Raw genomic sequence first — 20235 nt, 5'->3', positions numbered from 1 at the left:
GCTTTGGCCCAGGGGATGGCCGGGGCACGGTATTCCGTCTGAGCGACGCGTGCGGCGGGACCGCACCGGCTTCATGTGCCGGACGCTTCATCGCGTCCGTCCGGCGCGGAATGTCGGCCGCTTAGCGGAGGTCCCGTCCAGTCTCGCTGACGCTGACGGGAGCCATGCTTTTATGGCCATGCAATTTCCGGCGCTTCGTCGCCGTGCCACTTTCATGTTCGCGGGGCTGATCGCCGCCAACATCGCGTTATGGCTTTGCGCCTTGCTGATCTTTGCGGGCGACACGATGATGCTGGGCACCGCCCTGCTCGCCTGGAGCCTGGGCCTGCGCCACGCAGTCGATGCCGACCATATCGCCGCCATCGACAATGTGACCCGCAAGCTGATGCAGGAAGGTCAGCGGCCGCTGACCGTCGGCCTGTGGTTCGCGATCGGCCATAGCGGGATCGTGCTGATCGCCGCCGTCGGAATCGCTTTCGCCGCCAGCGCGCTTAGCCGTGTCGAGGCGGCGGGCGAGATCGGCGGGACGATCGCGACGATCATCTCCGCCACCTTCCTCTTTGCCATTGCCGCGATGAACCTCATCATCCTGCGGTCGGTTCTAAAGACCTTCAACCACGTCCGCAGTGGTGGCGCCTATGTCGATGAAGATATGGACATATTGCTGGGCAATCGGGGCATGTTGGCCCGGCTGTTTCGACCGCTGTTCCGACTGGTGACGCGCAGCTGGCACATGGCGCCGCTGGGCTTTCTGTTCGGGCTAGGATTTGACACAGCGACCGAAGTCGCGATCCTCGGCCTGTCGGCAGGGCAAGCGGCGAGCGGGCTTTCGATCGCGACCGTACTCATATTCCCCTTGCTGTTCGCGGCGGGCATGGCGCTGATCGACACGGCGGACGGCGCGCTGATGATGGGCGCCTATCAATGGGCGTTCGTGAAGCCGATCCGCAAACTCTACTACAACATCACCATCACGCTGGTGTCGGCGCTGGTTGCGATCGTCATCGGCGGGATCGAGGCGGCGGCGCTGCTGGGCGACAAGCTGGGCCTGACCGGCGGCGTCTGGTCGGTGGCCGCCGATCTGGGTGAGCATTTCAACAGCCTGGGCTTCTTCATCATCGGCCTGTTCGCCGCCTGCTGGCTGGTGAGCTGGGTCATCTACCGCTGGAAGCGCTTCGACGAGATCGAGGTGCTCCTCCCCAATCAAGGACAGACAATATGAGCAAGGTTCCTGCCACCGTCATCACCGGATTTCTGGGTGCTGGAAAGACGACGCTGATCCGCCATTTGATCGAGAATGCGGGTGGGCGGCGGCTAGCGCTGATCATCAACGAATTTGGCGATGTCGGCGTCGATGGATCGCTGGTGAAGGGCTGCGGCGATGAGGCCTGCCCGGATGAGGATATTATCGAACTGGCCAATGGCTGCATCTGCTGCACCGTGGCGGACGATTTCCTGCCCACGATGCAGCGGCTGCTCGACCGGGATGTGCCGCCCGATCATATCATCATCGAGACATCGGGCCTCGCCCTGCCCAAGCCGCTGGTGAAGGCCTTTCAGTGGCCCGATATCCGGACACGGGCGACGGTGGACGGGGTGATTGCACTCATCGATGCCGATGCACTGGCGGCGGGCCGCTTCGCCCATGACGAGGAAGCGCTGGCTGCCGCTCGGGCGGCTGATCCGACGCTGGACCATGACAGCCCGATCGAGGAGCTTTTCGAGGATCAGCTGGCCTGTGCCGACCTTGTGCTGCTGAACAAGACAGACCTGGTCGCGCCGGAAAGGCTTGCGGAACTGGAGCGGGATCTGGCGGCGGAAATCCGGCCGGGCGTGCGTATCGTCCGCACCGCGCGGGGGGAGATCGACCCGGCGGTCCTGCTCGGCCTTGATGCCGGGGTCGAGGACCAGATTGACGCCCGCCCCTCCCACCATGACGAGGAGGAGGATCATGATCATGAGGATTTCGACAGCTTCGTCATGGAGTTGGGGGAATTGGGCAATCCTGCGCCGCTGCTGGATGCTCTGAAGCAGGTCATAGCCGATCACGACATATTGCGGGTGAAGGGCTTCGTCGCCATTGCGGGCCGTCCGGCAAGGCTGGTCATTCAGGCGGTCGGGCCACGCATCCAGCATCATTATGACCGGCACTGGCAGGTGCATGAGGAGCGCCGATCGCGACTGGTGGTGATCGGGCAGGCGGGGCTGGACCGGGCGGCGATCGAACGGGCATTCATCCAGCAGATGGCGGTCGCCTGATGCATTTGCTGACCGCCACGCCCGGCACCGTCTCCAACGGGGACGAAGCGATCGACCTTGGCCAATCGCCGGGCGACATCGTGCTGCTGACCGTGGCGGACAGCGACCTTGCCTGCTTTGCGAGCGCCGCCGCCATTCTGGGGGAAGGCGGGCCGTCGATCAGGCTGGCCAATCTCCTTCAGCTCAAGCATCCCTATTCGGTCGATCTCTATGTCGAGAATGTGATTTCCCACGCGAAATTCGTCTGCGTGGTACTGTTGGGGGGTAAGAGCTATTGGCCCTATGGCATTGAGGAAATTGCCAATGTCGCGCGCGACAGGGGCATTGCCTTCGCCGCCATCGCGGATGGGCGGGAGGATGATCCCGAACTGCGGATGGCGTCCACCCTGCCCCCGAAAATATGCGACCGGCTACGCGATTATCTGCGGCAGGGTGGCGTCGCCAATGCCACGGCTTTTCTAAGGACCGCCGCGCGGATTGCAGGGTTGGACGCGGGCGCGCCCGACGCGCCGGTTCCGCTCGCCGACGCGGGCTTTTATCTTCCCGGTGTCGAACGCCCGACGCTGGAACAGGTGAAGGCCGGTTGGATATCCGGCCAGCCGACAGCGCTGTTCCTTTTCTACCGCGCCTTGTTGATCGCCGGAACGCTGGAGGCGGTGGACGCGATGATCGCGGGATTGGGGGCTGCGGGGCTTAATGTCCTGCCGGTCCATGTACGGGCGTTGCGGGAACCCTTTGCGCGCGACTTTCTGGAAGGAGTGATCGGGGTAGCTCGACCGGACGTCATTCTGAACGCCACCGCCTTTGCCGCATCGGCGCCCGGCGAACCGCGCACGCCATCCATATTGGAGCAGGCCGATTGCCCGATTCTTCAGACCTTGTTCGCCAGCGCCGAACAGGCGGCGTGGCAGGATAGCGCGCGGGGGCTGGGTCCGCGCGACTTGGCGATGCATATTGCCTTGCCCGAAGTGGATGGGCGCATCTTCACCCGCGCGGTCGCTTTCAAGGCCGCCGCCCGCTTCGATGCGCGAACGGAATGCAGCATCGTGGTGCCGCAGCTTCTGGCTGATCGTGTGCACTTTGTTTCCCAACTGGCTGCAAACTGGGCCAGATTGGGACTGACGCCGGTTGAAGGCCGCCATGTGGCGCTGGTCCTTGCCAATTATCCGAACCGGGATGGACGGATCGGCAATGGCGTGGGCCTCGACACGCCGGAAAGCGCGGCGGCGATCCTGCGCGCGCTGGCGGAGGCTGGCTATCGGACGGGCGACGCGCCGACCGATGGCGCGGCGTTGATGGCGCATATGACCGGAGGGGACGCGCCCTGCTCGCTCGCGCTGGCCGACTATCGAGCGGCATTTGATGACTTTCCCGAAAGCGTTCGTACAGCCGTTATCGAGCGATGGGGCGAGCCGGAGGACGATCCCTTCTGTCAGGGTGATACCTTCTTCCTTCGGGTCCATCGCTTCGGTCAGATCGCGGTCGCGGTGCAGCCGTCACGCGGCTATGATGTCGATCCGAAGAGCAGCTACCATGACCCGGCGCTGCCGCCGCCGCATGCCTATCTCGCCTTCCATATCTGGCTGGCGCGCGCATTCGCCGCGCATGCGGTGGTGCATGTGGGCAAGCATGGCAATCTGGAGTGGCTGCCGGGCAAGGCGATCGCGCTGTCGGAGAGCTGCTTTCCCGAAATATGCGCCGGGCCGATCCCGCAAATCTATCCGTTCATCGTCAACGATCCGGGCGAAGGCACGCAGGCGAAACGCCGGATCGGGGCATGCATCATCGACCATCTGACGCCCCCCCTCACCCGAGCCGAGACCTATGGGCCGCTCAAGGAACTGGAGGCGCTGGTCGATGAATATTATCTGGCGGCGGGGATGGACCCGCGCAGGCTGGAAACGTTGCGCCGGGACATATTGGCATTGGCGGCAAGCCAGGGACTGGACAAGGATGCGGGCGCGGAAGGCAGCGGGGACGATGCCTTAGCCGCGATCGACAACTATCTCTGTGAACTGAAAGAAATGCAGATTCGTGACGGACTGCATATCTTTACCCGGTCGCCAGAAGGGACGTTGCGGCGAGACCTGCTGATCTCCCTTGCCCGGTGCCCGAGAGGTTTGGAGGAGGATCAGCAATCGCTGCTGCGGGCTCTGGCGGACGATCTGGATTTGGGTTTCGATCCGCTCGACTGCGGCATGGGTAAGCCTTGGGATGGGCCGCGCCCGGACGTGCTGGCAGGCGTGGCGCAGGATGCATGGCGCAGCACCGGCGATACGGTGGAGCGGCTGGAGCTCTATGCCATGCAGCTGCTCGACACGGGCGAGGCCGCGCCGGGGCCGTCGAGCGGGCGCGTTCTGGAGGTGATACGCAGCGACCTTGGTCCCCGCGTGGATGCTTGCGGAGAGGCAGAGAAGGCTGCGCTGCTTCAGGCGCTCGACGGTAAGTTCGTGCTGCCCGGCCCCTCCGGCGCGCCGACGCGGGGGCGGCCCGATGTGCTGCCGACCGGGCGTAATTTCTATTCGGTCGATACGCGCGCGGTGCCGACTGTGGCCGCATGGAATTTGGGCCAGCGATCCGCCGACCTCATTGTGCAGGATTATCTTCAGCGGGAGGGCGATTATCCGCGCGCCATCGCTCTGTCAGCCTGGGGCACGGCGAACATGCGGACGGGCGGCGACGACATCGCGCAGGCGCTGGCGTTGATGGGCGTGCGGCCGCGATGGGAGTGGGCTTCGGGGAGGGTCGTGGGCTTTGAGGTGATGACAATCGCCGAGCTGAACCGGCCGCGCGTGGATGTGACGCTACGCGTGTCGGGCTTCTTCCGCGACGCTTTTCCGGAACAGATCGACCTGATCGACAGCGCCGCCCGCGCCGTGATGGCGCTGGATGAGCCGGACGAAGATAATCCCGCCGCCGCGCGTCATCGGGCGGAGGCCGCTGCGCTCATCGCGGAAGGAACGCCCGAAAAGGCGGCGCTGCGCCGCGCGGGGGCGCGCGTTTTTGGATCGAAGGCGGGCGCCTATGGCGCGGGATTGCAGGCGATGATCGACGAGCGGCTGTGGCATGATCGATCGGACCTTGCGAACATCTATCTGGATTGGGGCAGCTATGCCTATGGCGGCGGGGTCGAGGGCGATGCGGAACGTGGATTGTTCGCGCAGCGGCTGACCGAGGCCGATGCGCTGATCCAGAATCAGGACAATCGCGAGCATGACCTGCTCGATAGCGACGATTATTATCAGTTTGAGGGCGGCATCGCGGCGGCGGTCGAGCATCTGTCAGGGCGCAAGCCGCTCAGCTATCATAATGACCATAGTCGGCCCGAACGCCCCGTCGTCCGGACGCTGGAGGATGAGATCGGCCGCGTCGTGCGGGCGCGCGTCACCAATCCCAAATGGATCGCGGGTATGATGCGCCATGGCTACAAGGGCGCGTTCGAGATCGCTGCATCGGTCGATTATCTGTTCGCCTTCGCCGCCACGACCCATGGCGTGAAGGACCATCATTTCGACGCCGTCCACGCCGCTTTCATCGAGGATGAGGCGGTGCGCGCCTTCATGGCGGACGTGAATCCCACCGCGCTGCGAGAGACCGCTGCGCGCCTCCACGAAGCGCTGGACCGGGGGCTGTGGCGGCCACGGTCCAACAGCGCCGCCATGCTCCTCGCCCAACTGAAGGACCCATCATGATCGAACGCACCCCCGAAGAGCATGCCGAAAAGATGAAGAAGAAGCAGGCCGCCCATGACAAGATCATGGCGACCAAGACGCAGGAGAAGGGCCTGCTGATCGTCCATACCGGCAAGGGCAAGGGCAAGACCACTGCGGCGCTCGGCATGGTGGTACGCGCCATCGGCCATGGCAAGAAGGTTGGCGTCGTCCAGTTCGTCAAGGGCGCGATGACCACCGGAGAAAAAGTGGTGTTCGACGCGTTTCCGGACAATGTCATATTCAAGCCGATGGGCGAAGGCTTTACCTGGAACACGCAGGACAAGACCCGCGACATCGCCCTCGCCCGTGAAGCGTGGGACGAGGTAAAGCGGATGATCGCCGATCCCGCCTATGATATGGTGCTGGCAGATGAGCTTAATATCGTCCTGCGTTACGACTATCTGCCCGTTGATGAGGTGCTGGAGGCCGTGACGAACAGGGACGAGATGAAGCATGTCCTTATCACCGGCCGCAACGCGCCCGAGGCTTTGGTCGAGGCGGCCGATCTCGTGACGGAAATGACACTGGTCAAGCATCCCTTCCGCAGCGGCGTGAAGGCGCAGGCAGGGATCGAATTTTGATGAGCGGACCCGCTATTACCCCGATCGACAGCGCGCAGTTCGAGGCGCTGGTGCGGGCGCGGCGGGACATTCGCCATTTCAGGACCGACCCGATCGACGAAGCGGATGTCGAATGGCTGTTGAGCATGGCGCATCGCGCGCCGTCCGTCGGCCTGTCTCAGCCTTGGCGCTTTGTGCGGATCGAGACGGCGGAGTTGCGGGACGGGCTGGCCTGCCATGTCGACCGCCAAGTCAGGGAAGCGGGCAAGGAATATGACGGGGATCAGGACAGGCTCTATCGCAGCCTGAAACTGCATGGGCTGCGTGAGGCGCCGGTGCTGTTCGCCGTCTATTGCGACGATGGGACGGAGACCGGCCATCATCTGGGCGCTGTCACCATGCCTGAGGCGCGGCGCTATAGTTGCGTGATGGCGGTCCATACGCTCTGGCTGGCGGCGCAAACGCGGCGGATCGGCATGGGGTGGGTGTCGATCATGGAGCCTGCTGGCGTGGACGCGATGCTGGACATTCCGGCGGGCTGGGAGTGTCTGGGGCTGCTGTGCCTTGGCCGACCGGTGAGCGAGGAGGATGTGCCGGAATTGGAGCGTCGGGGCTGGGAAGAGCGCACGGATTGGCATTCGGTGGTGGTGCGGCGGTAACGAGCCCAGCCCTCCTCCGTTCGCCCTGAGCTTGTCGAAGGGCTCCACTTCTTCGAGATAAAGTGAAGGGCTTCGACAAGCTCAGGGCGAACGGGGAAAAGGTAACTCTCTCACCCCCGCAAGAAATCCAGCGCCAACGCTTCAAACCGGTCCTTATGCTCGATCATCGTCCAATGGCCGCAGCGCGGAAAGACGTGCAACTCCGCATTGGGTATGACGCGCATGGGCAGCAGCGCGCCGTCGAGCGGGCTGACCTTGTCATCGCGGCCCCACATGATCAGCGTGGGCGCCTGAATCCTGCCGAGATAATCGATGCGCTGCGACACGCCCGGCCCGCTCATCGACTGGGCGATGAAGCCTAGTGCTGCGCGCGTGTACATTTTGCGGCTGCTTTCCATCGTCACCGGCTCCAGCGCCGCCTTGTAACGCATGTCGATCAGCTCGTCGGTGATGATCGATTTGTCGTAGACCATCGATTCGAGCCATGCGATGATGTTCTCTCGCGTCGGGTCTTCGATAAAATCGACGAGGCGGGTCAGCCCTTCATTAGGGAAGGTGGAGGTAATGTTGAAACCGATCCCGCCAATCGTGATGTAGCGCAGCACGCGGTCAGGATGGGACGCCGCCAGATGCCCGCCCACGATCCCGCCATAGCTGTTGCCGACCACATGGGCGCGGTCGATGCCAAGGCCGTCCATCAGGGCGACAACAGCGTCGCGCGCCACGCCCACCGGATCGCCATCAACGGGATCGCTTTTCCCATAACCGGGCGCGTCCAGGATGATGGCGCGGAAATGCTGGGAGAAGAAGGGCAAATTGCCCTGAAAGTTCGCCCAGCCAGTAACACCGGGGCCTGAGCCGTGAAGCAACAGCAGCGCGGGACCTGATCCGGCTTCATGATAATGGAGCCGCCCCTTGTCCGTTTCCAGAAAGCGGCTGGTCGCTTCGAAGCTGAAATCGCTCATCTTTTCCTCTCCATTCTTCATTTGTTGATGAAGGCGTAGCGGTGACATTGGGTTGACGCAAGGAAGCGGTCCTTGGCTACTTCCCTTTCGCCTGCATCCCCCTTATGAAGCGGATCGAGCCGGGTTCGTCCCGGTTCATCGATCGCGCCGGTGCCCCGCAAGGGGCTTAAATGGGAACGCGGTGCGGGAGGGTTTCCTCCCTAATCCGTGGCTGTCCCTGCAACTGTGAGCGGCGAGCGAGGCATGGACCGGCTGACCCTGATGATAGGGCGGCCAGCCACTGGAGCCATCCGGGAAGGCCCCATGCCAAGCTATGACCCGCAAGCCAGGAGACCTGCCGGAGCAAAGGTCGCTCTTGCCATGATCCAGGGGATGGTCACGGCTCGGTTCTCCGTTTGAGCGACGAATTTCGTGCGGCTACGGCCGTGCAGGCGTGCGGCCTGTCCGCCTGCCTGTGCGTGCCGTCCGTGTGTCGTGGCGCTGGTGCGGGGAGTGCAGGAGCAATGCAGGAGCAGGCGCAACGTGCCGACGCTGGCCCACGCCCGGCCCATGGCGTGCGCGGCTGGTGCCCGACGGCATGGCGGCCGATGATGGCCGGCGACGGGCTGCTGGTCCGGGTGCGCCCGCCGCTAGGCCGGATGACCCGCGCGCAGGTTGTGGGGTTGTGCGAGGCATCTCTCGCGCTGGGCAATGGCCATATTGACATCACCAATCGCGCCGCCTTGCAAATCAGGGGCGTGCCGCAAGCGAGCCATGGCACGCTGATGGAGAGGCTCGTCGCGATTGAGTTGGCGGATGCCGATGCGGATCGGGACAGGCAGATTCCTGTCCTGATTAACCCCGACTGGCGGCCAGATGATGACAGTTCGGTCATAGCCGCCGCCTTGATCGAGCGCATGGCCGAGCTGCCCGATCTGCCCGCAAAGGTCGGCTTCGCGATCGATGCGGGGCCTGCTCCGGTGCTGAGCAATGTTCCGGCTGATTTCCGGATCGAAAGAGGGACGAACGGCGGGCTGATCCTGCGCGCTGACGGGCGAACGCATGGCGTGAGCGTGAAAGCGCAGGACGCCGCCGAGAGGTCGATCCGCCTCGCCCATTGGTTCGTGGCCAGCGGTGGCGCGCAGGCGGGGCGCATGGCGCGGCACTCGGCACCGCTGCCTGATGTAGCGACTGAGGCCCCTGCCCCCTCCCGGCCTTGCGCCGCCGCCCTGACCGCTGCGCCCGGCCCCTTCCATGCGGCGCCCTTTGGCAGGATCGAGGCGCCTGCGCTGCTTGCCGTGATGGCGGACTGCGTGGAGGCGGTGCGGCTCACCCCTTGGCGGGGACTGGTGCTGGAAGGCAGCGACGCGCCGTCCGATGACCCAGCCGATCCGCGCCTTTCGACCGATTGCTGCCCCGGTGCGCCAGCCTGCCCGCAGGCGAGCGTCGCCACGCGTGATCTGGCCGCCCGGCTCGCGCCGCATGTTCGCGGACTTCATGTCTCAGGTTGCGCAAAGGGTTGCGCGCGCCCTTCGCAGGCAGCGGTGGTCCTCACCGGGCGCCACGGCCGTTTCGACCTTGCCCACGATGCGCGCGCGGGTGCGCCGCCGCTGCAAACGGGCCTGTCACCCGATCAGATACTTGCCCTTTTCGGAGCCCTATGATGCCGCATCTCTATGAAACCGACGGCGCGGAAATCTATCGCCAATCCTTCCGCATGATCCGGGCGGAGGCGGCGCTCGACCGCTTTGCGGCAGAGGAAGAGCGGGTTGCCGTGCGCATGATCCATGCCGCTGGAATGGTCGGACTCGCGCCGCATATCCGCTTTTCGCCGGGCTTCGCTACAACCGCGATCGCGGCGCTGGAGGCAGGCGCGCCGATCCTGTGCGATGCGCGGATGGTGTCGGAAGGGATTACGCGCGCGCGACTGCCTGCTGGCAATTCGATCCTCTGTACCTTGAATGATCCTCAAGTGCCCGATCTGGCCCGGTCGATGGCGAACACGCGGTCGGCGGCGGCGCTGGAGCTGTGGCGGCCGCATCTGGCGGGAGCGGTGGTTGCGATCGGCAATGCCCCGACTGCGCTGTTCCACCTGCTCAATATGCTGGAGAACCCTGCCTGCCCGCGCCCGGCGGCGATCATCGGTTGTCCGGTCGGTTTCGTGGGTGCGGCGGAATCGAAACAGGCGCTGTGGGAGTGCCAGCCGGTCCCCTGCTGCATCGTCGAAGGGCGGCTGGGCGGCAGCGCGATCACCGTCGCGGCGGTCAACGCACTGGCGAGTGCGGCGGAATGAGCGGGACCATCCATGGCGTGGGGCTTGGCCCCGGCGCGCAAGACCTGATGAGCGTGCGCGCCGATCGGCTGATCCGCGAGGCCCGCCACATCGCCTATTTCCGTAAGGCCGGCCGCGCGGGTCATGCGCGGAAGATCGTCGATGGGCTGCTGCGTCCCGATGCCATCGAATATGCGATGGAATATCCGGTGACGACCGAAATCCCGGTTAGCGACCCGCGCTATAATCAGCACCTTTCCGCCTTCTACGCCGAATGCACCGCGCATCTGCATGGACTGGCAGCGGCGGGCGAGGATGTGGTCGTGCTGTGCGAAGGCGATCCCTTTTTCTACGGCAGCTTCATGCATCTGCACAGCCGCCTGTCGCCACTCGCGCCCGTGCGGATCGTGCCCGGCATCACCGGCATGTCGGGCGCGTGGACCGCGAGCGGCACCCCGATCAGCTGGGGCGACGATGTGCTGACCGTGTTGATGGCGACCCTGCCCGAAGAGGAACTGGCCCGGCGCATCCATGACAGCAATGCGCTGGTCGTCATGAAGATCGGCCGCAATCTGGCCAAGCTGCGCCGCGCGGTCGAAGCGGCGGGCAAGCAGGACTGCGCCTGGCTGGTCGAATATGCGACGATGGCAGATCAGAAGATCACTCCGCTAAACAAGGCAGAGGCGATCACCAGCTATTTTTCCATCCTGCTGATCCACGGTCAGGGACGGCGGCCATGAGCGGATGGGTGGCGGTTGCAGGGCTAGGCCCCGGCGCTGACGCGCTCGTGACGCCGGAGGTCACGCAGGCGCTTGGCGAGGCGACCGATCTGGTGGGCTATGCGCCCTATGTCGCGCGCGTGGCGGATCAGCCCGGCCTTGTGCGCCATGCGTCGGACAATCGGGTGGAGCTGGAGCGGGCCGCCCATGCGCTGGAAATGGCGGCGGCGGGGAGGCGCGTGGTGGTGGCATCCTCCGGCGATCCGGGCGTGTTCGCGATGGCGTCGGCGCTGTTCGAGGCGTTGGAGGCAGGGCCGGATGGCTGGCGCGCGATCGACATTCGCGTTCTGCCGGGTATCACCGCCATGCTGGCCGCCGCCGCGCGGGCGGGTGCGCCGCTGGGCCATGATTTTTGCGCGATAAACCTGTCAGACAATCTTAAGCCATGGGCGCTGATCGAACGGCGGCTGCGCCTTGCCGCGCAGGCCGATTTCGCGATGGCCTTCTACAATCCCCGGTCGCAGGCGCGGCCGGAGGGCTTTGCGCGGGCGCTCGACATATTGTGCGAGGAATGTGGGGATGACCGGCTGATCCTCTTCGCGCGCGCTGTATCCACGCCGGACGAGCAATTGCGGGTCGTCACGCTGGGTGAGGCTAGCGCCGATATGGCCGACATGCGCACGATGGTGATCGTGGGGTCAAGCCGGACACGCCTTATAGAACGCTGGGCCAGCCCGATCCTCTACACGCCGCGATGGGCCGAATGATCGATCCACGCCAGCACATCGGCGATGTCATGAACCGCCTGCGCCTGTGGCAGGGCTGGCCGGTCGATCATGAGGACGGGCAGGCCGAGCGTTCGCGCCGCGTCGATCTTAGCGCGGGCGCCCTGCCCTCCGGCATTTTTGGCGATGATGAGGTCGATGCCGTGCGCGCGCATCAGGGCGAGATCGCCGTCCAGCGTGAAGGGGCCGCGATCGACCAGCAGATGATGGTTGGGCAGCGAGGGCGGCGCTTCGGGGGCATCGACAAAGCGCAGCAGGTAATGATGCTGCGGCTGCGCGGCGAAGGATTCGACATGCATGCGGCCGAGCGCCAGCATGATGCGGCGGGGCGGCCCGTCGAGCGCGCGGACAGCGCCCGCAATGTCCGGGACATGGGTCCAGTGGTCGCCCTCCCCCGCTTGCCATTCCGGGCGGGTGAGCATCAGATGCGCGACGTCCGCTTCGCGCGCGGCGGCGGCGGCATTGGCGCTGATCGTCGCGGCGAAGCGGTGGGTCGCGTCGATGAGGTGGGTGAACTTTTCCGCTTTCAGGAACGCTGCCAGTCCGGCCGCGCCGCCAAAGCCGCCGACGCGTATCGGCACTGGCTGGGCACGGGGGTTTCCGGTGCGTCCAGCATAGCTCAGCATGGCGCTTCCGCCGCGCTGGGCAAGGGCGTTTGCGAGCGCGCTCGCTTCGGTCGTGCCGCCAAGGATCAGGATATGGCGCATGGCGGCTGAATCTCCCTGGCTGACGATCATCGGCATTGGCGAGGACGGGGCGGCGGGCCTGTCCGATGCCGCGCGCGTGGCGCTGGAACAAGCGCGGGTCGTGACCGGAGCGCCGCGCCAGCTCGCGCTGCTGCCACCCCTTAGGGCGGAACGGCGGGGCTGGCCAGTGCCCTTTGAGGATGGCGTGGAGGCGCTGCTTGCCCGGCGGGGGGAGCCGATAGTGATGCTGGCATCGGGCGATCCCTTCTGGTTCGGCGCGGGGACGAGTGTCACGCGGCATTTGCGGCCCGAGGAATGGGTGTCGCATCCTGCGCCGTCGAGCTTTGCGCTGGCGGCTTCGCGGCTCGGCTGGGCTTTGCAGGATGTGGCCTGTCATGGCCTGCACGCCGCGCCGTTGACGCGGTTGAGGCCCATGCTGGCGCGGGGGTGCCGCGCCATTGTGCTGCTGCGCGATGGGGCAGCGGTGCATGCGCTTGGTTCCTACCTGGCGGAGGCGGGCTTTGGGGCGTCCAGCCTGCACGTCATGGAAGCGCTGGGCGGGCCGCGCGAGCGGGTGCGGCAGGCGCGCGCCGATCAGATTAGCCTTGACGATATTGCGCACCCTGTGGCGGTGGGGATACAAGTAGCGGGCGACGGCGAGGTGATGCCCTGCGTCAGCGGACTGGTGGATGACTGGTTCGATCATGACGGGCAGATCAGCAAGCGGCCGGTGCGGGCGCTGACACTGTCGGCGCTGGCCCCGCGTCCCGGCGAGACTTTGTGGGACATCGGCGCGGGATCGGGATCGATCGCGATCGAATGGCTGTTGAGCCATGCTTCCACGCAGGCCGTGGCATTTGAGGCCGACCCGGTGCGTGCCGCGCGGGCGAAGGGCAATGCGCAGCGGCTGGGCGTCGATCGGCTGACGCTGGTCGAGGGGCGCGCTCCGGCGGTGCTGGCCGGCCGCGTCCGGCCTGACGCCATCTTCATCGGCGGCGGGCTGAGCGAGGCGATGATGGAAGCGATCATCGCCCTGCCGGGCGAGCGCACAAGGCTGGTCGCCAATGCGGTGACGCTGGAATCCGAAGCACTACTGGCGCGTTGGCATGAGCGGCTGGGCGGCGAACTGCTGCGGATCGAGATGGCGAGCGCCGCGCCGATCGGCAGGCGGCGGGGGTGGAAAGCCGCCTATCCGCTGGTGCAGTGGAGCGTGACGCTATGATCGTCGCTGGCTTTGGCTGCCGCAGTGGAGCGACGGAGCAAGCCTTGCGAACAGCGCTAGGCGTGCATGGCAATGGCGTCACTGCACTGGCGACCTTGGCGCATAAGGAAGCGCTGCTTGCCCCCCTCGCCCGCACCTTGGACTTGCCGCTGATCCTGATCGATCCTTGCGCGGTCGAGGGCGTGGAAACGCCCACGCGCTCCGCCGCCAGTCTGGCGGCCTACGGCACCGGCAGCGTCGCCGAAGCGGTCGCGCTGACGGCGGCGGGACCGGGCGCGCGACTGATCGCCGCCCGCATCATCTCGCCGGATGGGCAAGCCACCTGCGCGCTGGCCCAAGGAGTATCGCCATGACCGTTCATTTCATCGGCGCCGGGCCGGGGGCGCCCGACCTGCTGACGCTGCGTGGCCGCGACCTGATCGCCGCCTCTCCCGTCTGCCTCTATGCCGGATCGCTGGTCCCTCGCGCGCTGCTCGATCATTGCCCGGCCGGAGCGCGGATCGTGAACAGCGCGCCGCTGACGCTCGACGAGATCATAGCCATCATCGCAGAGGCGGACGCCGCAGGACAGGATGTCGCGCGGCTGCATTCGGGCGACCTGTCGATCTGGTCGGCGATGGGCGAGCAAATCCGCCGCCTCAAGGCACTGGGCGTCGGCTATACGGTGACGCCCGGCGTTCCGTCCTTCGCGGCGGCGGCGGCGGCGCTGGAAGCGGAACTGACGTTGCCCGGACTTGGCCAGTCGCTTGTCCTCACGCGCACGCCGGGGCGGGCGAGCGCCATGCCGCCTGGCGAGACGCTGGCGGCCTTTGGCGCGACCGGCGCGACGCTGGCGATCCACTTGTCCGTCCACAATCTGGCGAAGGTGGTCGCGGATCTGGTGCCACTCTATGGCGAGGACTGCCCGGCGGCGATCGTGTGGCGGGCAAGCTGGCCGGACCAACGCATCGTGCGCGGGACGCTAACGACGATAGAGGAGCAGGCGGCAGGCGGGCCGGAACGCACCGCCCTCATTCTCGTAGGACCAGTGCTGGGGGAGGGAGATTTCGCCGAGAGCCAGCTTTATGCGCCCGGCTATGACCGGCGATTTCGTCCGGCCACGGCGGAATCGCGTTTCGCCGGATCGGAAGAATGACGCCCGGCATCCTTATCGCCGCGCCGCGATCCGGATCGGGCAAGACGGTCATCACGCTCGGCCTGCTCAGGGCGTTGAAGCGGCAGGGCGTGTGCGTTCAGTCCTATAAATGCGGGCCGGACTATATCGACACGGGCTATCACCGGCTGGCGAGCGGACGCCCGGCTTTCAACCTCGACAGCTGGGCGATGGATGCGGCGCTGCTCCACAGTCTGGCGGGGGAGGCAGCCGACGCCGACCTGATCATCGCGGAGGGCGTGATGGGCCTGTTCGACGGCGCTCCGGCGCGGGGCGCGAGCGGCAATGGGAGCAGCGCGGACATAGCGGCGGCGCTTGGCTGGCCGGTTGTGCTGATCATCGATGTGTCGGGACAGAGCCAGTCGGCCGCCGCCATCGCGCATGGATTTCGGATGTTTCGGGCGGACGTGCGAGTGGCAGGCGTCATCCTCAACCGCATCGCCAGCCCGCGCCATGAAGCCATGATCCGGCAAGCGATGGAGGATGTCGCCATGCCCGTGCTGGGCGCGATTCCGCGATCCGACGCTCTGTCCATCCCGGAACGGCACCTTGGCCTAGTGCAGTCGGGCGAGCAGGCAGAGGTTGAGCAGACGATCGACGCGATCGCGGACCTGATCGAAGCGCATGTCGATCTTGCGGCTCTTCAAAAGGCGGCCGACGCGTTGCCGGGCACATCAGCGCCCCCCCATCGCTGCCCGCCGCCGGGGCAGCGGATTGCACTGGCGCAGGATGCCGCCTTTTCCTTCACCTACGCCCATATGCTGAACGGCTGGCGCGCGGCTGGGGCGGAGATACTGCCCTTTTCCCCCTTGGCCAACGAAACGCCCGACCGACAAGCCGACGCCATCTGGCTGCCCGGTGGCTATCCTGAACTGCATGCGGCTCAGATCGCCAATGCCGCGCGGTTTCTGGAGGGCCTGCACCGCCATGCGCTCGACCGTCCGATCCATGGTGAATGCGGCGGCTATATGGTGATGGGGCAGGCGATCATCGATGCGCAGGGGCAGGCCCATGCGATGGCGGGGCTGCTCGGGCTTGTTTCCAGCTTTGCGGATCGGCGGTTACAACTGGGCTATCGGCAAGCGCGGCTGCTGTCACCAATGGGCGGCCACGAGGCGGGAGCGGAGCTGCGCGGGCATGAGTTTCACTATTCGACGATCGTCGATCAGCCCGACGAACCGCTTGCCCATGTCGTGGATGCGATGGGCGCTGCGGTCGCCGCGTCCGGATCGCGCCGTGGGCAGGTGACGGGCAGCTTCTTCCATCTGATCGCGGGTGCCGCATGATCCGCCTGTCGCTCATCGGTATCGGCACGGGCAATCCCGACCATCTGACGCTCGCCGCCATTCGGGCGATGAACGAGGCTGACCTGATCCTGCTGCCGCGCAAAGGAGAGGCCAAGTCCGACCTGATCGACCTGCGCCGGTCCATCTGTGCACAACTACTGACCGGCCCCGCACGGGTCGTCGAGTTCGACATGCCCAAGCGCGCGGATCAGGCCGCCTATGTCGAGGCGGTCATCGACTGGCATGATGCAATCGCCGCCATCTGGATGGAGCAGATAGCGTTGCACCTGCCCGATGGCGGCACGGTTGCGCTACTCGTCTGGGGCGACCCTTCACTCTACGACAGCAGCCTGCGGATCGCAGAACGGCTCGGACCCTCGGTCGAGATCAGCGTCGTGCCCGGCATCACCAGCGTTCAGGCGCTGACGGCCGCGCATGGCATCTGCCTCAACCGCCTGGCCGACCCGGTGTTGATCACCACCGGACGGCAATTGCGCGAACGCGGCTGGCCCGCTGGCATGCGCGATGTGATCGTGATGCTGGACGGGCATTGCGCATTCCAGACGCTGGAGCCGGAGGGGATAACGATCTGGTGGGGCGCCTATCTGGGCATGGAGCATCAGTCGTTAGCCCACGGTCCTTTGACCGTGACAGGACCGGAAATCATCGACCGCCGGGCACAGCTGCGCCAGCGGCATGGATGGATCATGGACGTGTATCTGCTGCGCCGGGACGCCTGAGGAAAACGCGCTTCAGGCGGCGTTGACGGTCAGCTCGATTACCGGTTTGCTGATCACCGGGCTAACTCCGTCGATCGTCCCCATCGCGGCGCGACGACGAAATTCGGCGGCCATTGCCTGATGCATGGTCCGCGCGGACGCATCGGCGGTTGTCGCCGCAAGCTGTTCATGCATCCGGGCTCGTTCAAGACATTCTTGTGCATTGAGGGCATGAGTCATGAAATGCTCTCCTGCTTCTTTTTGAGCGCTCCATGCATCGCAGGATGCGACCGATCGCTGGAGCCACTCGCGAAACGCGGCAGAATTTACGCTTTTCAGCCCTGCTTTGGAAATGGAATCTTCGTAACCCCGGGAGCTGGCCGCCACGGCGCACCGCTTCAGCCGATCCAGCCCTGCTGCGGCTGGCAACGATGGCTTTTCAACTCCTTACGACTTTCGGCATGAACTTCGCTCAACGCCACTTCATAACCCCATAGATTGGCGAGGCTTTGTAACACCATCGTCGCGTCGGACGCGTCCAGCACCACGCCATCGATGACCGCATGTTCCAGCATCAGCGTCCGGTCGCCCGCCAGATCGACATCCACCACCTGGATATCGGGCTCCTGCCGGGCAATGTCATGCTCGCGCGCAAGGGCGCGGCGGATACGGCGATAGCCGCGCTCGTCATGAATGGCATCCACGCGCAGTTCCGACTCGCTTTCCTTGTCGATCAGCTTGAACAGGCGCCACTGGCGGATAAGGTGCGGGCTGAGGAACTGCGATATGAAGCTTTCGTCGCGATAATTGGCCCAGATATCCTTCAGCACCTCCACCGGATCACGCGAACCGGCGATGTCGCTGAACCATTCGCGATCCTCCGGCGTCGGGTCCATGCAGATCCGCTCTATATCGGACATGATGCCAAAGCCCAGCGCATAGGGATTGAAGCCCCCGAAATGGCCGGAATCGAACGTCGGCTGATAAACGACGCCTGTGTGCGACTGGATAAATTCCATGAACGCGCCATCGGTGATCCAGCCGCGATCGTGCAGGATCGTCATGATGCGATAGTGGGTGTAGGTGGCGCAGCCCTCGTTCATCGCCTTGGTCTGGCGCTGGGGGTAGAAATATTGGGCGATCAGGCGGACGATGCGCAATATCTCGCGCTGCCAGCTTTGAAGAAGCGGCCCGGTTTTCTCCAGGAAATAGAGGATATTTTCCTGCGGCAGGCCAAGCGCGGCGCGGCGCTCATCTGAGGGGACGGCGGCCGCCTTCGCGCCCACCGGCACCGTGCGCCAGAGGTCGTCATAAATGCGATCGCGATAGGCCTGACGCTCCGCCTCCCGCTCGGCCTCCGCCTTCAAATCGCGGGGACGAATGCGCGGATAGCGATGCACGCCCTGATTCATCAGCGCATGGGCAGCGTCCAGCACCCGCTCGACGGCGAGCTGGCCAAAACGCTCCTCGCAACTGGCGATGTAGCCTTTGGCGAACTCCAGATAGTCGAGGATGCCTTCCGCATCGGTCCATTGGCGAAAGACATAATTATTCTTGAAGAAGTGGTTATGCCCGAACGCGGCATGGGCGATGACCAGCGTCTGCATGGTCGCGCTGTTTTCCTGCATCAGATAGTTGATGCAGGGATCGCTGTTGATCACCAGCTCATAGGCAAGGCCACGAAGTCCCTTGCGATAGAGCATCTCATTGGTCACGAACTGCTTGCCGAACGACCAATGTTTGTAAAATAGTGGCATGCCGATGGACGAATAGGCATCCAGCATCTGTTCGGCGCTGATAATCTCTATCTGGTTGGGATAGATGTTGAGCTTCATCTCCTGAAGCGCGATCGGTTCGATCACTTCATAAATGCGGTTGATCAGCGAAAAGTCCCAGTCGCTGCCGGTGAACAGCGGGGCGGATGCGCGCTCCCCCGTCAAGCGGGCGTCCCTTCGCCGACACCGCGCCGCTGGAACAGTTCACGGAACACCGGATATATTTCCCGCCGGTGCGACACCTTGCGCATCGTGAATTGCCGATTTGCCTGGCTGACGGGCGCATAGGCGTCCCAAAGCCCCGTGGCGGAGGTTGCCGCTTCGATAGAGGCGAACTCTTCCCGACCCACTTCCAAATAGGCGAAATATTGGCAGAAGGGCAGGATTTCATTCTGCATCAGGTTGGCCACCCGCGCATTGTCCGACGCCAGCGTATCGCCGTCCGAAGCCTGCGCGACATAGATGTTCCAGTCGGTGGGGCTGTACCGATCCTTGACCACCTCGATGAGCTTGTCGAGCGCGCTCGATACCAGCGTGCCGCCCGTCACCGTGCTGTAGAAGAAGGTTTCCTCGTCCACTTCGGCCGCGCGGTCGGTATGGTGGATGAACACCACATCGACATGCTCATAACAGCGCGACAGGAACAGGTGCAGCAGCGCAAAGAAGCGTTTCGCGAGATCCTTCATATGCGCCGTCATGGAGCCCGATACGTCCATCAGGCAGAACATCACAGCCTGGGCCACGGGCCGGGGGACAGGCTCGAAACGGCGGAAGCGCAGATCGACGGGGTCGATATAGGCAATGAGGTTGCGGCGGCGAATGATGTGCGCCCGTTCCTCCTTCAGCCTTTCCAGCGCCGCGGCATCGTCGGGCAAAGGCACCGATCGCCCCTCGATCTCGGCGATGGCCTCGTCAACCCGGCTGAGGTCGCGGCCACTTGGACGGCGCAGCGCGATGCGGCGGGACATGGCCTTTTGCATCGTGCGGGGGACGGACAGGTTGGACGGGTTACCGATCGTCGAATAACCCGCGCGGCGTATGCCCTCTATCTTGCCCGCGACCAGCTTCTTCTTGGCCATGTCGGGCAGTTCAAGATCGTCGAGGAACAGGTCGAGAAACTCCTCCCGGCTAAGCGCGAAGCGGAAATCATCCTCATCCTCGCCTTCCCCCGCCTGCGCCCCACCACCACCGCCGCCGTCGGGGCGCTTGATCCGGTCGCCTTCCAGAAACTCCTTATTGCCTGGAAGCACGCGTTCCCGGTCGCCACCCTTTGCCGCGCGGTGCAGCGTGGGTTCGTGAATGACGTCGCGGCGGATGGTGATTTCGCCTTCTCCGGCAAGGTCCTTGATGCTGCGGTCCTTCAGGCTGTCGCGCACCGCCTGGCTGACATAGGCTTTCGCCCTCCTCAGGAACCGTTGCCGGTTGACAAGGCTCTTGCCCCCTGGGTTCAGCCTTCTGTCGACTATGTGCATGGTGGCCTAAG

At 64.9% G+C, this 20235-nt stretch carries 19 protein-coding genes and 1 riboswitch; of the genes, 14 read left to right on the top strand and 5 right to left on the bottom strand.

Annotated features, from left to right (window positions below; genetic code table 11):
• The first annotated feature begins 172 nt into the window (after positions 1-172).
• From ACYU81_RS16805 to bluB, 5 genes are read left to right on the top strand one after another with little or no spacing between them, the layout of a single operon-like run.
• The gene (locus tag ACYU81_RS16805; protein WP_460988821.1) at positions 173-1222 is read left to right on the top strand and encodes a HoxN/HupN/NixA family nickel/cobalt transporter; all 1050 of its coding nucleotides are present in this window, start codon (positions 173-175) and stop codon (positions 1220-1222) included.
• Positions 1219-2259, top strand: a complete 1041-nt coding sequence (gene cobW, locus ACYU81_RS16800; RefSeq protein ID WP_460988819.1) for a cobalamin biosynthesis protein CobW — start codon at positions 1219-1221, stop codon at positions 2257-2259. The genes ACYU81_RS16805 and cobW overlap by 4 nt, the downstream gene beginning before the upstream one ends.
• Positions 2259-5951 (top strand): cobaltochelatase subunit CobN, encoded by a 3693-nt coding sequence (cobN, locus tag ACYU81_RS16795; RefSeq protein WP_460988817.1) that lies wholly within the window; start codon positions 2259-2261, stop codon positions 5949-5951. Before cobW ends, cobN begins: the two co-directional genes overlap by 1 nt.
• Complete coding sequence (gene cobO / locus ACYU81_RS16790) at positions 5948-6553, top strand: cob(I)yrinic acid a,c-diamide adenosyltransferase (protein WP_460988815.1); 606 nt, start codon at positions 5948-5950, stop codon at positions 6551-6553. The genes cobN and cobO overlap by 4 nt, the downstream gene beginning before the upstream one ends.
• Positions 6553-7191: a 5,6-dimethylbenzimidazole synthase gene (gene bluB, locus ACYU81_RS16785; protein ID WP_460988813.1), complete on the top strand. Its 639-nt coding sequence runs from the start codon at positions 6553-6555 to the stop codon at positions 7189-7191. The genes cobO and bluB overlap by 1 nt, the downstream gene beginning before the upstream one ends.
• A 110-nt stretch (positions 7192-7301) precedes the next feature.
• On the opposite strand, the gene ACYU81_RS16780 is transcribed toward bluB, so the two are convergent.
• The gene (locus ACYU81_RS16780; protein ID WP_460988811.1) at positions 7302-8156 is read right to left on the bottom strand and encodes an alpha/beta fold hydrolase; all 855 of its coding nucleotides are present in this window, start codon (positions 8154-8156) and stop codon (positions 7302-7304) included.
• A gap of 131 nt (positions 8157-8287) precedes the next feature.
• Positions 8288-8512, top strand: a riboswitch (cobalamin riboswitch).
• A gap of 231 nt (positions 8513-8743) precedes the next feature.
• On the opposite strand from ACYU81_RS16780, the gene ACYU81_RS16775 reads away from it, so the two are divergent.
• Genes ACYU81_RS16775 through cobJ form a run of 4 tightly spaced genes read left to right on the top strand, consistent with a single transcriptional unit; the run spans position 8744 to position 11893 of the window.
• Positions 8744-9799, top strand: a complete 1056-nt coding sequence (locus ACYU81_RS16775; RefSeq protein ID WP_460989122.1) for a cobalamin biosynthesis protein CobG — start codon at positions 8744-8746, stop codon at positions 9797-9799.
• Positions 9799-10428, top strand: coding sequence for a precorrin-8X methylmutase (locus ACYU81_RS16770; RefSeq protein WP_460988809.1), 630 nt, complete (start codon positions 9799-9801; stop codon positions 10426-10428). Before ACYU81_RS16775 ends, ACYU81_RS16770 begins: the two co-directional genes overlap by 1 nt.
• Complete coding sequence (cobI, locus tag ACYU81_RS16765) at positions 10425-11147, top strand: precorrin-2 C(20)-methyltransferase (RefSeq protein WP_460988807.1); 723 nt, start codon at positions 10425-10427, stop codon at positions 11145-11147. Before ACYU81_RS16770 ends, cobI begins: the two co-directional genes overlap by 4 nt.
• Positions 11144-11893 carry a precorrin-3B C(17)-methyltransferase gene (gene cobJ, locus ACYU81_RS16760; protein WP_460988805.1) on the top strand — a complete coding sequence of 250 codons (750 nt, stop codon included), beginning with the start codon at positions 11144-11146 and terminating at the stop codon, positions 11891-11893. The genes cobI and cobJ overlap by 4 nt, the downstream gene beginning before the upstream one ends.
• On the opposite strand, the gene ACYU81_RS16755 is transcribed toward cobJ, so the two are convergent.
• Positions 11869-12618, bottom strand: a complete 750-nt coding sequence (locus tag ACYU81_RS16755; protein WP_460988803.1) for a cobalt-precorrin-6A reductase — start codon at positions 12616-12618, stop codon at positions 11869-11871. The genes cobJ and ACYU81_RS16755 overlap by 25 nt on opposite strands.
• Between ACYU81_RS16755 and cbiE the strand changes: the two genes are divergently transcribed.
• Genes cbiE through cobF form a run of 5 tightly spaced genes read left to right on the top strand, consistent with a single transcriptional unit; the run spans position 12617 to position 16998 of the window.
• Entirely contained in the window at positions 12617-13819 is a 1203-nt protein-coding gene (cbiE, locus tag ACYU81_RS16750) for a precorrin-6y C5,15-methyltransferase (decarboxylating) subunit CbiE (protein WP_460988801.1), read from the top strand. The two genes, ACYU81_RS16755 and cbiE, sit on opposite strands and share 2 nt — an antisense overlap.
• Positions 13816-14172, top strand: coding sequence for a cobalamin biosynthesis protein (locus ACYU81_RS16745; RefSeq protein ID WP_460988799.1), 357 nt, complete (start codon positions 13816-13818; stop codon positions 14170-14172). Before cbiE ends, ACYU81_RS16745 begins: the two co-directional genes overlap by 4 nt.
• Entirely contained in the window at positions 14169-14954 is a 786-nt protein-coding gene (cobM, locus tag ACYU81_RS16740) for a precorrin-4 C(11)-methyltransferase (protein ID WP_460988797.1), read from the top strand. Before ACYU81_RS16745 ends, cobM begins: the two co-directional genes overlap by 4 nt.
• Positions 14951-16258 carry a cobyrinate a,c-diamide synthase gene (locus ACYU81_RS16735; protein WP_460988795.1) on the top strand — a complete coding sequence of 436 codons (1308 nt, stop codon included), beginning with the start codon at positions 14951-14953 and terminating at the stop codon, positions 16256-16258. Before cobM ends, ACYU81_RS16735 begins: the two co-directional genes overlap by 4 nt.
• Positions 16255-16998, top strand: a complete 744-nt coding sequence (gene cobF, locus ACYU81_RS16730; protein WP_460988793.1) for a precorrin-6A synthase (deacetylating) — start codon at positions 16255-16257, stop codon at positions 16996-16998. Before ACYU81_RS16735 ends, cobF begins: the two co-directional genes overlap by 4 nt.
• A 12-nt stretch (positions 16999-17010) precedes the next feature.
• Here the strand turns inward: cobF and ACYU81_RS16725 are convergent, their stop codons facing one another.
• The 3 genes from ACYU81_RS16725 to ACYU81_RS16715 are packed head-to-tail and all read right to left on the bottom strand — an operon-like array spanning position 17011 to position 20224.
• Positions 17011-17364, bottom strand: coding sequence for a hypothetical protein (locus ACYU81_RS16725; protein ID WP_460988791.1), 354 nt, complete (start codon positions 17362-17364; stop codon positions 17011-17013).
• Positions 17365-17375: 11 nt separating this feature from the next.
• Entirely contained in the window at positions 17376-18917 is a 1542-nt protein-coding gene (locus ACYU81_RS16720; RefSeq protein WP_460988789.1) for a SpoVR family protein, read from the bottom strand.
• A complete protein-coding gene (locus ACYU81_RS16715; RefSeq protein ID WP_460988787.1) occupies positions 18914-20224 on the bottom strand; it encodes a YeaH/YhbH family protein in 1311 nt (436 codons plus the stop codon). Before ACYU81_RS16715 ends, ACYU81_RS16720 begins: the two co-directional genes overlap by 4 nt.
• Positions 20225-20235 lie beyond the last annotated feature (11 nt).

This window comes from Sphingobium sp. TomTYG75 (assembly GCF_054771635.1).
The sequence above is the reverse complement of the archived record's forward strand: the minus strand, read 5'-3'. Positions and strand labels throughout refer to the sequence as shown.